Annotated in this window: 12 protein-coding genes and 1 riboswitch; of the genes, 8 read left to right on the forward strand and 4 right to left on the reverse strand. The window is 63.2% G+C overall.

The window, feature by feature from the left end; translation table 11 throughout:
* Nucleotides 1-205: 205 nt before the first annotated feature.
* Nucleotides 206-1,303 (forward strand): purine-nucleoside phosphorylase, encoded by a 1,098-nt coding sequence (locus tag J2D73_RS09190; protein WP_207881299.1) that lies wholly within the window; start codon nucleotides 206-208, stop codon nucleotides 1,301-1,303.
* Nucleotides 1,304-1,418: 115 nt separating this feature from the next.
* On the opposite strand, the gene J2D73_RS09195 is transcribed toward J2D73_RS09190, so the two are convergent.
* Entirely contained in the window at nucleotides 1,419-2,147 is a 729-nt protein-coding gene (locus J2D73_RS09195; RefSeq protein WP_207881300.1) for a hypothetical protein, read from the reverse strand.
* Nucleotides 2,148-2,431: 284 nt separating this feature from the next.
* Nucleotides 2,432-2,662, reverse strand: a complete 231-nt coding sequence (locus J2D73_RS09200) for a hypothetical protein (RefSeq protein ID WP_207881301.1) — start codon at nucleotides 2,660-2,662, stop codon at nucleotides 2,432-2,434.
* A gap of 205 nt (nucleotides 2,663-2,867) precedes the next feature.
* Here J2D73_RS09200 and cbiB point away from each other — a divergent pair, with 205 nt between their 5' ends.
* Entirely contained in the window at nucleotides 2,868-3,929 is a 1,062-nt protein-coding gene (gene cbiB, locus J2D73_RS09205) for an adenosylcobinamide-phosphate synthase CbiB (protein ID WP_243429816.1), read from the forward strand.
* 4 nt (nucleotides 3,930-3,933) lie between these two features.
* Nucleotides 3,934-4,557, forward strand: coding sequence for a 5,6-dimethylbenzimidazole synthase (gene bluB, locus J2D73_RS09210; protein ID WP_207881302.1), 624 nt, complete (start codon nucleotides 3,934-3,936; stop codon nucleotides 4,555-4,557).
* A gap of 843 nt (nucleotides 4,558-5,400) precedes the next feature.
* Here the strand turns inward: bluB and J2D73_RS09215 are convergent.
* Nucleotides 5,401-6,834, reverse strand: a complete 1,434-nt coding sequence (locus J2D73_RS09215) for a cobyric acid synthase (RefSeq protein WP_207881434.1) — start codon at nucleotides 6,832-6,834, stop codon at nucleotides 5,401-5,403.
* A gap of 22 nt (nucleotides 6,835-6,856) precedes the next feature.
* Entirely contained in the window at nucleotides 6,857-7,495 is a 639-nt protein-coding gene (cobO, locus tag J2D73_RS09220; RefSeq protein WP_207881303.1) for a cob(I)yrinic acid a,c-diamide adenosyltransferase, read from the reverse strand.
* 51 nt (nucleotides 7,496-7,546) lie between these two features.
* Nucleotides 7,547-7,760: riboswitch (cobalamin riboswitch) on the forward strand.
* A gap of 101 nt (nucleotides 7,761-7,861) precedes the next feature.
* Here cobO and J2D73_RS09225 point away from each other — a divergent pair.
* From J2D73_RS09225 to J2D73_RS09245, 5 genes are read left to right on the forward strand one after another with little or no spacing between them, the layout of a single operon-like run.
* Entirely contained in the window at nucleotides 7,862-8,218 is a 357-nt protein-coding gene (locus J2D73_RS09225) for a DUF1636 family protein (RefSeq protein ID WP_207881304.1), read from the forward strand.
* 1 nt (nucleotide 8,219) lies between these two features.
* The gene (gene cobW / locus J2D73_RS09230) at nucleotides 8,220-9,290 is read left to right on the forward strand and encodes a cobalamin biosynthesis protein CobW (protein ID WP_207881305.1); all 1,071 of its coding nucleotides are present in this window, start codon (nucleotides 8,220-8,222) and stop codon (nucleotides 9,288-9,290) included.
* 4 nt (nucleotides 9,291-9,294) lie between these two features.
* Complete coding sequence (gene cobN / locus J2D73_RS09235) at nucleotides 9,295-12,534, forward strand: cobaltochelatase subunit CobN (RefSeq protein ID WP_207881306.1); 3,240 nt, start codon at nucleotides 9,295-9,297, stop codon at nucleotides 12,532-12,534.
* Nucleotides 12,531-13,706: a precorrin-3B synthase gene (gene cobG, locus J2D73_RS09240; RefSeq protein WP_341535062.1), complete on the forward strand. Its 1,176-nt coding sequence runs from the start codon at nucleotides 12,531-12,533 to the stop codon at nucleotides 13,704-13,706. Before cobN ends, cobG begins: the two co-directional genes overlap by 4 nt.
* Nucleotides 13,690-14,319, forward strand: coding sequence for a precorrin-8X methylmutase (locus J2D73_RS09245; RefSeq protein WP_207881308.1), 630 nt, complete (start codon nucleotides 13,690-13,692; stop codon nucleotides 14,317-14,319). The genes cobG and J2D73_RS09245 overlap by 17 nt, the downstream gene beginning before the upstream one ends.

Genomic DNA, 14,319 nt, shown 5'->3' on the forward strand with positions numbered 1-14,319 from the left:
GACGAGGTGACGAGGTGACGAGGTGACGAGGTGACGAGGTGACGAGGTGACGAGGTGACGAGGCGTCTCGCACGTTCCTGACCAACGCAACAGTAGCTTTCATCATATGCGGGGAGCTGTGCTGAGCTGCAGACGACAAGACAGACCGAGACCGCGTTCTCGTGCTCTTCCACGATTTCAATTCTGGACCATACACGGTGCTTCCATGAAAATTTCTACCCGTAGCGCAACCTTTCTCGGCCTTGTTTCCGCCTTCGCATTAGCTGCCTGCGCATCCAGTGAGCCGACGGGCGGGCCCGCAGCCCAGATTGTCGCCGCCGCCCCGAAGGTCATCGTCGTAGCAGGGTGGGAGAATGGCGCAGATTCTGGCGACGCGCCGGGTGAGTATCAGGACTGGGTGGAGCGCGAACATCTGGACGAGGTCGTGCCGGTCCGCGGCGTGCCGGACGCGATACTTCGGCGGAACAAGGACGGGGTCTATGGCCTTGTGTTGCGCCATGGCGCAACCGACCTGATGGCGCTGGCGCTGGACCCGCATTTCGACTTTCAACACAGCTACTGGATATTTACCGGCATTTCCGGCGTCGATCCGAACGTCGCTTCCGTCGGCAGTGTTGCATGGGCGCGCTGGGTGGTGGACGGCGACGCGCTCCGCGAAATCGACGACCGAGACATTCCGAAAAATTGGCCTTACGGCCTCTACGCCATCGGCGCCGACAGGCCCGACACATTGCCGTCCGACGCCAATCATTATGGCTCGGTCACGAACATGGACGAACTCAGCAAGGCTTATCCGCTGAACGTCGGTCTGGCACAGTGGGCTTACGCCATAAGCCGCACGGCAAGCTTGTCGGACGACCCGGAAATCGCCCGCCGCCGCGCCGCTTGGAAAGGGTTTCCGAACGCGCAGAGACCACCCTTCGTGTTGATGGGCGAAACGCTGGGGGCCTTGCGCTACTGGCATGGCCAGTCACGCAACCGCTGGGCCGAACGCTGGGTTTCCCTCTGGACGCACGGCAAGGGCGTTTTCGTCATGACGAATGAAGAGAGCCAGACAAACCAGATCGAAATGAGGTTGCTGGCCGATCGCGGCTATCTCGACGCACGCCGGATCATGGTGCTGCGCTCGGGCAGCAACTTCGACATGCCGCCGCCGGGGAAAAACGCGGCGAAGTCCATGGGCGACGAAGGACCAGGGCAAACGGTAGCGTTCGATAATAACGAGCGCGCCGGAGCGCCAGTCATCGCTGAACTTCTCGCTCATTGGGCGGATTACGAGGATCATATCCCGTCGTCGGAATGACGCGCGGCTGCGCCAGCGCTCAAGCGGGACGTTGGCGGGGGATTCCCTCGCCAACGCCTGTCAAACGATTGTTAAAAATTTTACCTTATATATGGCTATTTTTTAAATATCGAAATCACCTCGTGTCACGAATTTCTTTTTCCAGATGCACATTCATTGCCCGTCGATCCGATGGCTCCTTGAATAAGTCATTTAATCCCAACCTGTCCCGGGCGCGAGATTTCATACGAGAAATCCTGGCTCTCAAACTATAACGCGGTATTTTCGGGTCCGGTCCTCTTAGGGAATAGTACACCTCAGCCAACCCGTCGTAATCGTGCGTTTCGAACGGAAGGTAATCAATCAATCCCTCCGGTTGACTCTCTGGAAGGTAAAGGGGTTCGAAGAAAACCCCATATCCGTAGCGGTATTCATCATAACGTCGCAATTTTGCTTCACGCTGCGCGCGCGTCCGAATGATCCATTCGAAATGGACAATATATAACTCGCTGGAAAAACGGGACCATTTATCGATGTAAAACCCCTCACTATGCATTGCCGGGACATATTCGACTTCCTGAGGGCGAAACAGCCTCCAGGCATGATCCGCTCCTGCGTGAAGCGCCCTGTCGGCCCAACGATCGGACCGACCGAACTTCAACGGTTGTCCCGGTTCATACCATGCCCACCGACGTGGAATCGCAACGGACTGTGCCTCTGCGGGAGGCTCCGGTCCGTCCAGCCGCTCGAAAAGCGCGTCCGAGGGAATCTCGTCGTCATGAATAAACAACGCCCACGGGGTCGCAACCACGTCCTTCACCAGAGGCACGATCGCTTCGGTGAAGGTAAAATCCTGAACTTCCACACACTGCGCGCCGTATTCGGCGGCTATCTGGCGCGTGTCGTCAGTGGTTCTGGCGTCAATCAGCAATATCGGCGCGACGCTCCGGGCTCGATAGTGCTCCAGAAGCGCTGACATCCATTTCCCGCTCTGTCGCGTCGGAATGACCACGGTATACCAACGTTGCATGTGCTTCACTTACTCTCTCTATGATCGCGAAACGCTTCCGCCCGGTCATCCAAAAAAGACGCATCAGGGAGCAACTGATAAATATTTTTGTGAATTTCTGTAGTTTTCATTTAATTCTACTAATCGCAGGCACGCTTCAACTGGACCAAAAAAACCTGGATCACTTGCAGAGTGAGCCCCATGCGTAACTGCACCTTCACGGCGAAAGCTGCTCCCGCATAATAATCAAAGCATTGGGCAGCATTCCAATTACCCGAGATGGGATACGTTAACTGATGATGGAGGTTCCATGCTTTCAGCATCACGTTGACTTGAGAACCGTGCGAAGGATTCACCACGTCGCCGCTCATAAGCCGCCTCTGAACGTCCCAACGGCGACTGCACGACGAACTGCAGGAACGTCTCCGGCCTTCCGCCGTAAAACTTGCCTAACGGATGCAGCGAGACCAGAAGCACCCGAACCGTTCGATGGAAAGATCCCGACTTGGCGCATGCGTGCACCCCTGTCCCGCTCCGCTTGCGAGCCCCGCTCCCCTCTGTCCGCCGGCGCGCGCCTTGCTGAGCGGAAACTCCGTCGCGGCAATGCTGATTGCGCTGGCTCTGGACGCGATGATCGGCTGGCCGGACAGCGTATATTTACGGATCGGCCATCCTGTGACGTGGCTCGGCAGGCTGATCGATCTGGGCGACCGGGGCCTCAACCGCGAGGACGCAAGCAGCCTTGTCCGCCGCATCGCCGGCTCGGTCTGCGCATGCTTTACGATCTGCGTAGCCGCCGGCGTTGGCCTGATCGCTGCCAGACTGTTACCCGGAGGATGGATCGGATCAGTCCTGACCGGGGGGCTGGCATGGCCGCTGGTCGCCGCGCGCTCTCTGAACGATCACGTCGCGGCGGTCGCGAATCCGTTGGCCGATGGCGACCTTTCCGACGCGCGACGCGCCGTCTCCATGATCGTCGGTCGCAACCCCGATCTGCTTGACGAAGCGGGGATCGCGCGGGCTGCGGCCGAAAGTCTGGCCGAAAACACATCCGACGGCGTGATAGCCCCATTGTTCTGGGGAGCATTGTTCGGGCTGCCCGGCATAGCCGCGTATAAGGCGATCAACACGCTTGATTCGATGATCGGCCATCGAACGCCCCGCCACGAAGCGTTCGGCTGGGCCGCAGCCCGGATCGACGACGTCGCCAATCTGGCTCCGGCTCGCCTAACGGGGCTGATGTTCGCCGTCGTCTCCAGAAGGCCTCTCATTGCGTTGCGTACGATGTGGCGCGACGCACGCTTCCACCGCTCTCCAAACGCCGGGTGGCCCGAAGCAGCATTCGCGGGCGCCCTCGACATTCGTCTTTCAGGGCCCCGCGCCTATGCTGATCGCGTCGCCAACGAGCCGTGGCTCAACGGCGACGCGCCAGACCCGCAGGCTCAGGACCTCCTGCACGGACTGGCCCTGTACCGCAGGATGCTGGCGGCTTTGGCGGTGGTCATGGCCACGATCTCAGTTTTGTCCGGGCATCATGACCCGCACTCAGGAGAACCGCCGGATTGCACTGCGTCCCGGCCATCGATAACCCACTGCGTCGGCCACACAAGGTTGGCCGACGAGACGCAGGGAAGCTGATTCGATGAAATTCACCGCCGAGGACGCGAAGACCCTGCGCCGCATCCTGCGCTGGCGTCGGGATGTGCGCCATTTTCGGACCGATCCGATCGACGAGGCGATCATCGCCCGATTGCAAGAAGCGATGGACTTGGCGCCCTCGGTCGGCAACGCCCGTCCGTGGCGCGTCGTCCGCGTTGACGACGCGGCCCTGCGCAACGCCGTCCGTGCGAATTTCACGCGTTGCAACGCTGAAGCCGCCGCCACGTATGACGGTCAGAAGCATGAGGATTACCTACGCCTGAAGCTTGCCGGTCTGGATCGGGCGCCGCTTCAACTGGCAGTTTTCACCGTCTCCGACCCGGATGAGGGTCATGCTCTGGGCCGTCGCTCCATACCGGACACGCTTCGCGCCTCTACGGATATGGCGATCCACAGTCTATGGCTTGCGGCCCGCACGGAAAATCTGGGGCTTGGCATGGTCTCCATTCTCAATCCAGCGTCCATGGAGACCCTGTTCGACTGCCCGCCCATCTGGCGTTTCTCCGCTTATCTTTGCATCGGCTATCCAGAGTTCGACGACGACATGCCGCTGTTGCATCGCGTTGGATGGCAAAAGAATCACGCGCACCCATGGGAGCAACGATAGAATCCAGCAACGTCACTAAGCCGGGCAGTACCTAACTCCTCGTGACGCCATCCGACGCGTTTGCGCACGACGTCGACTTAATCTCACGGTTTATTTTTTAATAACATATTTTATGATTTTCATTATATATTCATGAAAAATTTACCTATTGAGTTTTTTTACTAAAAAACCGTAAGATAAAAATGATAGTAAGGAGGGGATTCCCAAAAGAGCAAAAGTCAAAGAAAATATATTCAATATCGAGACTATGAACCACGCCACATAAAATAGTACGCAGAATTCACCTTCCTTTCTTCTAGCTATTTTTAATATTGGATTTACTATAAATATTAATGACAATATCATATCAATTCTCAAAATTATCGCGAAATAGTGAAGTGGATTCCACGAAATAACACGCAGAACAAAAGGGATCATTATAAAAGTGTATATTAAAATTTCAATAGTATTTGAGAGGAAGAACAATACAAATGCAAATTTTTTCATATTTCCACACTACAAAAACGGCGCACGGAATTCATTTATGCTCATATTTAATCTTCATTTTCCCTAATTATATCCAAGACATACCTCCGGATCAACGACAAGCTATAGGAGGTGGAAGGATCGAAAAAACGTAAATTAATGCCTTGACATGGGTTTAAGACGCTTTTTTCCTTTAGAACTTTAAAAAATGCTGATGACCACCCTGACGAAATCGCTTCTTAAAGAGATCGACTCTGATGCTTTTGCTCCGACCCGGTTCGCGGCAACCCTCACCTTCCTTCAGTAACGGCAAGCAGTAGTTGAGGCGTATCAGACTTCTTCGCCCGCTAGGGCGATCCCAGTTGAACGAATCAAGACCTAACGCGCTGCGGCCAGCATACCGGTCACATCGCAATGCGCTTCCAGATGATCCGCCAAACCGTCGAGGACAGCGTCCACCCGCTCGCCATAGTTCAGGGCGGAAGGCGCCGCGCCGAGCTGGCGCAGAAAGGCGTTGCGAAACCGGTCGTCGGCGAACATGCCGTGCAGATAACTGCCCATGATCCGTCCGTTGGCCGAAACCGCCCCTTCGGACGCGCCCGCCACATGCGCGAAGGGACGGTCAAGCGCGGCGCCTGTCGTCTCGCCAATGTGGATTTCATATCCCGACATGGGCGCGCCACTGGCCGCATGGATCGCCTCCACCCGCGACAGGCGCTTTTCGGGCCGCATGACCGTGACCAGATCCAACAGTCCCAGTCCTGGCGTATCTCCCGCCGCGCCATCAAGTCCCAGCGGATCGTGGATCGCACGGCCAAGCATCTGATATCCGCCACAAACGCCAAGCACATGTCCGCCACGGCGCACATGCGCGGCAATGTCGATATCCCACCCCTGCGCACGCAACCAGGCGAGGTCTGCTCGCGTCGATTTGGTTCCCGGCAGGATCACCAGATCCGTGTCGCCCGGAATGGCGTACCCTGCGCCGATCATGGAAAGCGTGACGCCCGGCTCCTGCGCCAGCGGATCGAGATCGTCGAAATTGGCGATGCGGGAGAGAACCGGAACCGCAATACGCAAAGCCCCTGAACCGGCGGCGCGGCGCAGGTCGAGCGCGTCCTCCGCAGGCAACAGTGCGGCGTCCGCGAAGTGGGGGATCACGCCAAAACCGCGCCATCCGGCGCGGCGTTCGATAAGGGCGTACCCGTCATCGAACAGACTTGGGTCGCCGCGAAAACGGTTGATCAGAAACCCCGCTATCTGCGCTGCGTCTTCCGGCTCCAGCACTGCTTTCGTGCCGACGATCTGGGCGATCACGCCGCCCCGGTCGATATCCCCGACGAGGATCACAGGCACGTCGGCAGCCCGCGCGAACCCCATATTGGCGATGTCGCCCACGCGCAGATTCACCTCCGCCGGGCTGCCCGCACCTTCGACGATGACGATATCCACGCTTCGACGCAGCCGGTTGAAACTCTCCAGCACGGGAGCCAGCAATTGCGGCTTGAGACGGGCATATTCGCGCGCTTTCACTGTTGCGAAACGTCGGCCCTGCACGATCACCTGCGATCCTGTGTCCGATTCAGGCTTGAGCAGGACAGGATTCATGTCCGTGTGCGCGGCGCGCCCACAGGCCAGCGCCTGCAACGCCTGAGCCCGTCCGATCTCCCCGCCGTCCGCCGTCACTGCCGCGTTGTTGGACATGTTCTGCGGCTTGAACGGCGCGACCGACAGCCCACGGCGCCGCGCCACGCGGCACAGCCCCGCCACCAGCAGGGATTTGCCGACATTGGAGCCCGTTCCCTGAATCATCAGCGCACGCACGGATAATGTCCTAGAATTCAACGCCCGCCTGCGCCTTGATCCCGGCGCGGAAGGGATGTTTCACCAGCGTCATTTCCGTCACCAGATCGGCCATCTCGATCAGCTCGGGTTTGGCGTTGCGTCCTGTCAGCACCACGTGGGTCATCGGCGGCTTTTCCTCACGCAGGAACGTCAGAACCTCGTCAAGGTCGAGATAGTCGTAGCGCAGGGCGATATTGATCTCATCCAGCAACACCATCTGAATACGCGGGTCGCGGATCAATTCCTTCGCCTTCTCCCACCCCCTGCGGGCGGCGGCGATGTCGCGCTCCCGGTCCTGCGTCTCCCAGGTAAAGCCTTCGCCCATCGCATAGAACTGACACAGATCGGCGAAGTTGGCTTCGATCAGCCGTCGCTCGCCAGTGTCCCAGGCGCCCTTGATGAACTGCACGACAGCGCAGGGCATGTCGTGGGCTATACAGCGCAGGATCATCCCGAAACCGGATGAGGATTTTCCTTTTCCCGTCCCGGTATGAACGATCAGCAGGCCTTTCTCACCCTGCTTGGTCGCCATGATCCTGTCGCGAGACGCTTTCCTCTTCGCCATCTTTTCGGCGTGGCGCGCATTATCGTCCTGACCATTGTCGTCGTGATCAATATCGGTGGTCATGCCCGGCTCCAGTCCCTGAGATGCGAACGCTTGACATGCCAGGCGCATTGCCCCAACAGCCAGATTGCTTGGTTCCGCTCTATAGACACATCTATCGAGAGGCGAAGAGGGAATGCGACAGGACGACGTCCGAAGCGCAGCCGCCCCCGCGACCGTGACCGGAAAGATCGCGCACAGCCACTGACGACAGTCGGGAAGGCCGCCCGATCATTGGGGAGACCCTGAATCCGCAAGCCGGGAGACCTGCCAGCGACGATACAACGGACAGCCGGGGTGCGCTGTGACCGGCTGAACGTCCCTCGCCGCGACATCGTGGCGCGGGCACGGCCGCGCACGCCTTTCCCGGCTGCAACACAAGGCCGGGACATGAACGCGAAGCTCTACGTCTGCACGACCTGCCGCGCCGGAGAGCCGGTTGTGGAAGGCCAGCCCGTACCGGGCGCGCGCCTGCACGCCGCTCTGACCGCGGCGGACGCGCCGGACGGCGTGACCATAGTCCCCACCGAATGTCTCTCGGCCTGCAGCAACGGTTGCGCCGTCGCGCTCGCCGGGCCGGGACGATGGAGCTACGTCTACGGGCGCCTGACCGACGCCGACGCCCCCGACATCCTGAGCGGCGCCGCAGCCTATGCCTCGACTGCTGACGGCATCGTCCCCTGGCGCGAACGCCCCGTGATTTTCCGCAAGCAGAGCCTTGCTCGCATTCCCCCGCAGGAGAACTGACATGTCCGCATCGGCGCCAGCGACGACGCTCGAAAAAATTCCGGTCACCATCGTCACCGGCTTTCTCGGGGCGGGAAAAACCACGCTCATCCGTCACCTGATGACCAACCCGCAGGGCCGCAGGCTCGCGGTGCTGGTGAACGAATTCGGCACGCTCGGGGTGGACGGAGATATCCTCAAATCCTGCGCAGACGAGAACTGCCCCGAGGAAAACATCCTCGAACTGGCGAACGGCTGCATCTGCTGTACGGTGGCCGACGACTTCATCCCGACGGTCGAGCGGCTGATGGCGCTGCCGCAACGCCCGGATCACATCCTGATCGAGACTTCGGGCCTCGCGCTGCCCAAGCCGCTGCTCAAGGCGTTCGAATGGCCGGGCATCCGCTCGCGCATCACGGTAGACGGCGTCGTGACGCTGGCGGATGCGGAAGCCGTGGCGGACGGCCGCTTCGCCCCCGATCCGACGGCGGTGGAGGCTCAGCGGCTGGCTGACGACAGCCTCGATCACGACACGCCGCTGGCGGAGGTGTTCGAAGACCAGCTTGCCTGCGCCGACATCGTGCTGCTGACCAAGGCTGATCTGGTGGACGAAAAAAAACTCGCCCGCGCCCGTGCAGCGATCGCAGAGATTGCGCCGCGTCCGCTGCCGATCGTCGCGATGAACGACGGCGTCATCGATCCGCAGGTCATCCTCGGACTGGAAGCAGCCGCCGAAGATGATCTGGCCGCTCGCCCGTCGCATCACGACGGCCATGACGATCATGAGCACGAGGATTTTGACAGCGTCGTCATCGACCTGCCGGAGATCGCCGATCCCGAGGAGCTGACGGAGGCCGTCCGCGCGCTCGCCCGCGAGCAGCAGATCCTGCGCGTGAAAGGATATGTGGCCGTCGCTGGCAAGCCCATGCGTATGCTGCTGCAGGCGGTCGGCGAGCGCGTTCGGACACAGTACGACCGGCCATGGGGCGCCGCGCCGCGCATGACGCGGCTGGTGGCGATCGCCGAGCACGATCATATTGATCGCGTCGCGATCCGCGCCGTGCTGGCGGGCCGGACCACACAGAAAGCGTAACCCGATGCACGTCATCTTCCGGGAAAGTCATGGTCTGGAAGAGACGGAAACGCCGGTCGATCTCGGACAGACTCCGGCCGAGATCGTCGTGCTGTCGTTCTCGGACAGCGACCTTGGCGCCTTCGCCGCCGGTTGGCGCGCGGCGAACGGCGCGTTGCCGACGTTGCGGCTGGCAAATTTGGCGGCGTTGCGGCACCCGTTGTCGATCGACACCTACCTCGACGCCACGCTGTCGCACGCGAAAGCGATCCTGATCCGCCTGATCGGCGGGGTCGGATACTGGCAATACGGGCTGTCGCAGGTGGAGCATCTCGCCCGCCGCAACAAGATCGCGCTCGCCGTGCTGCCGGGCGACGGGCAGGACGATCCGCGCCTGAACGCTGCCTCCAACATTCCGGAAACGACGCTCCGCCGCCTGTCCCGCCTGTGCGACACTGGCGGGGCGACGGCCGCGCAGGCGGCGTTGGCCGAACTGGCGCAGGCCGCCGGCCTCTCCGCCCCTCCTCCGCAGGCGGTTGCAGCGATCCCGGACTACGGCTGGTACGAACCGGACGCAGGCGTCGTTTCCTCTCCACCGGACGGCTCCGAGCCGCTGGCGGTGGTCAGTTTCTACCGGGCCTATCTCACGGCGGCCGACACCGATCCTGTGGACGCCTTGATCCACGCCATGCGCGCGCGCGGGTTTCGCGCGGTCGGGCTGTTCGCGACGTCGCTCAAATCCCCGGACGCCGCGCGCTGGATCTCGAGCGCGCTGCGCGACGCGCACACCGACGCCGTCATCAACGCCACCGCCTTTTCCGCACGCGGGGAAGATGGAGCCTCGCCGCTCGACGCTACCGAATGTCCGGTTTTTCAGGTCGCGCTGTCCACCGCGCGGCGCGAAGACTGGGCCGTGTCCGAGCGCGGGCTGTCGCCTGCCGATCTGGCGATGCATGTCGTTCTGCCGGAAGTGGACGGCCGGATTTTCGCTGGCGTCGTCAGCTTCAAGGCCGCGGACGAGCGCGATCTCCAGCTTCAGTTCTCTCGCCTGACACATCGGGCCGACCCTGCGCGGATCGCAGCGGCTGCGGATCGCGTGGCCGCATGGCGCAGACTGGCCGTCACGGCAGCGGCGGAGCGGAGTCTGGTTCTCGTTCTCTCGACCTATCCGGGGCGTCCCGACCAGATGGCGCACGCGGTAGGGCTGGACGCGCTCCTCTCGACCGACGCAATTCTGGGCGACCTGTCGCACGCCGGATACGCCATAGAGCCCTCCGCGACGCCTTTGGTCGAGGCGTTGCAGACCGAGCGGTTCGAATGGTCTCTGGAGTCCTATCGCGTAGCGCTCGCCAGCCTGCCGTCCGCGTTAAGACAGGCGGTCGAAGCCGAATGGGGCGACCCGTCCTCCGACCCTTCGGTCATCGACGGCGCCTTCCGGTTTCCTGCAACGCGTCGAGGCGCCGCGCTGATCGCTCTGCAACCCGAACGCGGCGACGCCCGCCAGCGTGACGGCGACTACCACGACCTCTCCAGAACGCCGCGCCACGCCTATGTCGCGTTCTACCTCTGGCTGAGGACGCAGGAACCACACGCGCTGATTCACGTCGGCGCACACGGCACGCTGGAATGGCTGCCGGGCAAGGCGGTCGCCCTGTCCGACGCGTGCTGGCCGGAAGCGCTGACCGGCGCGTTGCCGGTGATTTATCCTTTTATCGTCAACGATCCGGGCGAGGCCGCGCAGGCAAAGCGACGGATCGGCGCCGTCACGCTCGGCCACATGCCGCCGCCGCAACGGGCCGCTTCGGTTCCTGAAGGTATGTTGCGGCTGGAGCGACTGCTCGACGAATATTCGTCCGCCGAAGGACTGGACCCGGCGCGGCGTACGCGGCTGATCGACGCGATCCGCGCCGAAGCGCGGGCGGCGGGCGTCGAGCAGGATCTGGGCGTCCCCGAGGAAGCCGGCGCCGCCGAGGCCATCGTGCGGATCGACCGATTTGTCTGCGACATCAAGGAAAGCCAGTTCGGCGACGGCCTGCATATCTACGGACAGGGAGCAGGCGAGCGCGAGGGCCTGCTGGCGGCCCTTGCGGGGCGTCGGGTTGCGCCGGGGCCGTCCGGATCGCCGCTGCGCGGGCGGGCCGACGTGCTGCCTACCGGACGCAATCTCTACGCCGTCGATCCGCGCAGCGTGCCCAGCCGCGTGGCGCACGCGCAAGGCGTCCGGCTCGCGGAAGAACTGTTGAGACGTCACCTGCAGGATCACGGCGACTGGCCGCGCGGGCTGATCGTCGACCTGTGGGGATCGGCGACCATGCGCACGGCGGGCGAGGAATTCGCCATGGCGCTGCATCTGGCGGGGCTCGCCCCCCGTTGGAACGCCGGTTCGGAGCGAGTGAACGGTTTCGAGATCCTGCCTCCGGTCCTCCTTGGTCGCCCGCGCATCGACGTGACGCTGCGGGTCTCCGGCCTGTTCCGCGACACGTTTCCCGGCCTCGCGCAGATGTTCGAAGCCGCCGCCGCCACGCTGGCGGAGCGGGAGGAGCCAGTGGAGGACAACCCCTACGCCATCCGTGGACCACGCGTTTTTGGACCGAAACCCGGTCATTACGGGATCGGTCTTGGCGACGCGGCGGAGAATTACACCGCCGACGGCCGCGACGACGCCGGAGAGGCGTGGCTCGGGGCCTCGGAATGGGCGATCGGCGTGGACGGCGACATACGGCAGGATCGGGAGGCTCTGGAGGCGCGCCTGCTGAACGCGGACGCCATGGCCCATGTGCAGGATCTTCCCGAAACGGACCTGCTGCTTTCGCAGGATTACGCCGCGCATGAAGGCGGCCCCGCCGCCGCCGCCGCGATGCTCGGCGGCGCTGCGCCCGCACTCTACCACATCGACGCGACCCGACCCGAAGCCCCCCGCGCCCGCACACTGCGGGAGGAACTGTCGCGCGTCGTGCGCGCCCGCGCGGGCGATCAGAACTGGGCGAGCGGCATGATGCGCCACGGCTTTCGCGGCGCGGCGGAGATCACAGCCACGCTCGACAACCTCGCCGCCTTCGCTCACCTGACGCGGGACGTGCCTGTGCATCTGTTCGACATCTACTACGAAGCAACGCTTGGACAGGATGATCTTGTCGCGTTCATGGAACAGGAAAATCCGACTGCCCTCGCGGCCCTGCGCCATCGGTTCCGAGCCCTTGCCGACGCCGGGCTATGGGTCACGCGCCGCAACGCCATCGCCGCCAGCCTGCGGGATTCGCCGTGACGACGCCCCCGCGTCCGTTGGTCAAGGGCTGGTGTCCGGGCGCGCTGCGTCCGATGAGGTCCGGCGACGGGATGCTGGTCCGTATCCGACCGCCCTGTGGTCGCCTGACGCAGGCGCAGGCGGCGGGCGTGGCGCTTTTGTCGACGCGCTACGGCAACGGGCTGCTCGATCTGTCGACGCGCGCCAATCTGCAACTTCGGGGCGTTAGCGAGGAAGGCTGGCCGCGCCTGCTCGACGGTTTGGCGGAACTGGGGCTGCTCGACCCGACACCGGAAGCTGAGGCGCGACGCTCGCTCGTCGTCGCTCCGTTCTGGCGAGACGGCGACGGCACGATGGAACTGGCCAGCCGCCTTTCCGACGCCCTGCGCGACGAAGAGGGTCTCTCCCTGCCCGGCAAATTCGGCTTCGCGATGGATGCCGGGGAACAGCCGGTCCTGCGGAACGTCTCCGCCGACATACGGATCGAGCGAAACGAATCGGGCGCGCTGCTGTGCCGCGCTGACGGCGCCAGCCATGGCGCGCGCGTCACAGCCGCGACGATGGCGGACGCCGCGCTCGCCCTTGCCCGATGGTTCGTCGCAAGCGGCGGCGCAGTGCGCATGGCGGCGCATATTGCGAGCGGCGCGACGCCTCCCCCTATGTTCTCCGAAGTCGCGGCGGCGAGGGAGTGTCCCGCCACGCGCCCGGCTCCCGGCCCGGTCGCAGCCGGTTTCATGGTCGCTCTCACGTTCGGGCAGATGGAAGCGGCAACACTTTCGGCCCTCGCCGACACTGCGCCGCTTCGCGTCACGCCATGGCGCATGGTGTTGCTGGAAGGCGTGACGACGGCTCCTGAAATCGACGGCGTCATTACCTGCGCGGACGATCTGCTCCTGCGCGTCGTCGCCTGCGTTGGCGCGCCCGGCTGCGCGCAGGCGTTGCAGCCCACGCGGCCTCTGGCGCGCGCGTTGGCGCCGCAGATCCCCCTGGGCGAGACGCTGCATGTCTCGGGTTGCGCCAAGGGTTGCGCCCATCCCGCCGCCGCCTCCGTGACGCTCGTGGCGCAAACCGGCGGGTTCGGTCTTGTGAGGAACGGCGACGCCTCATCCCCTGTCGAACGCTCTCTGACGTCCCGGCAGTTGCAGGCCGCGCCCGAAACGCTGACAAGGGGCGCCGATGCCATATTCCTATGAAACCGACGGCGCCGCCATCTATCGCCAATCCTTCGCCACCATCCGCGCGGAGGCCGACCTCGCGCGCTTCAGCGCGGAGGAGGAGATCGTCGTCGTGCGGATGATCCACGCCGCCGGAATGGTCGGGCTGGAACGCCATATAGAGTTCACGCCCGGCATGGCCCAGGCCGCGCGGGCAGCGCTGGAAGCGGGCGCGCCGATCCTGTGCGACGCCCGTATGGTCAGCGAGGGCGTGACCCGCGCCCGCCTGCCCGCCGACAATGCCGTCATCTGCACGCTGCATGACGAACGCGTGCCCGCTCTGGCGCAGGAGATGGGCGATACGCGCTCGGCTGCTGCGCTGGAACTGTGGCGGCCGCATCTGTCCGGCGCCGTCGTCGCCATCGGTAACGCGCCGACGGCCCTGTTCCGCCTGCTCAACATGCTGGAGGAGCCCGGCTGCCCCCGGCCGGCCGCGATCATCGGCTGCCCCGTCGGTTTCGTCGGCGCGGCGGAGTCCAAGGCGGCCCTGATGGAGGCCCCTCCGACCCCGGCAGTGACCGTCAGGGGAAGACTCGGGGGTTCCGCGATTACAGTCGCCGCCATCAACGCACTGGCCAGCCGGAAGGAATAG

Origin of the sequence: Acetobacter sacchari, assembly GCF_017377715.1 — a bacterium.
Lineage (GTDB): Bacteria > Pseudomonadota > Alphaproteobacteria > Acetobacterales > Acetobacteraceae > Acetobacter > Acetobacter sacchari.

Bases quoted from the DNA above. Each gene is read 5' to 3' on its own strand.
- J2D73_RS09245 (WP_207881308.1), top strand. From the start codon at position 13,690: ATGCCATATTCCTATGAAACCGACGGCGCCGCCATCTATCGCCAATCC.
- bluB (WP_207881302.1), top strand. From the start codon at position 3,934: ATGAAATTCACCGCCGAGGACGCGAAGACCCTGCGCCGCATCCTGCGC.
- J2D73_RS09200 (WP_207881301.1), bottom strand. From the start codon at position 2,662: ATGAGCGGCGACGTGGTGAATCCTTCGCACGGTTCTCAAGTCAACGTG.
- cobN (WP_207881306.1), top strand. From the start codon at position 9,295: ATGCACGTCATCTTCCGGGAAAGTCATGGTCTGGAAGAGACGGAAACG.
- cobO (WP_207881303.1), bottom strand. From the start codon at position 7,495: ATGACCACCGATATTGATCACGACGACAATGGTCAGGACGATAATGCG.
- J2D73_RS09225 (WP_207881304.1), top strand. From the start codon at position 7,862: ATGAACGCGAAGCTCTACGTCTGCACGACCTGCCGCGCCGGAGAGCCG.
- cobW (WP_207881305.1), top strand. From the start codon at position 8,220: ATGTCCGCATCGGCGCCAGCGACGACGCTCGAAAAAATTCCGGTCACC.
- J2D73_RS09215 (WP_207881434.1), bottom strand. From the start codon at position 6,834: ATGATTCAGGGAACGGGCTCCAATGTCGGCAAATCCCTGCTGGTGGCG.
- J2D73_RS09190 (WP_207881299.1), top strand. From the start codon at position 206: ATGAAAATTTCTACCCGTAGCGCAACCTTTCTCGGCCTTGTTTCCGCC.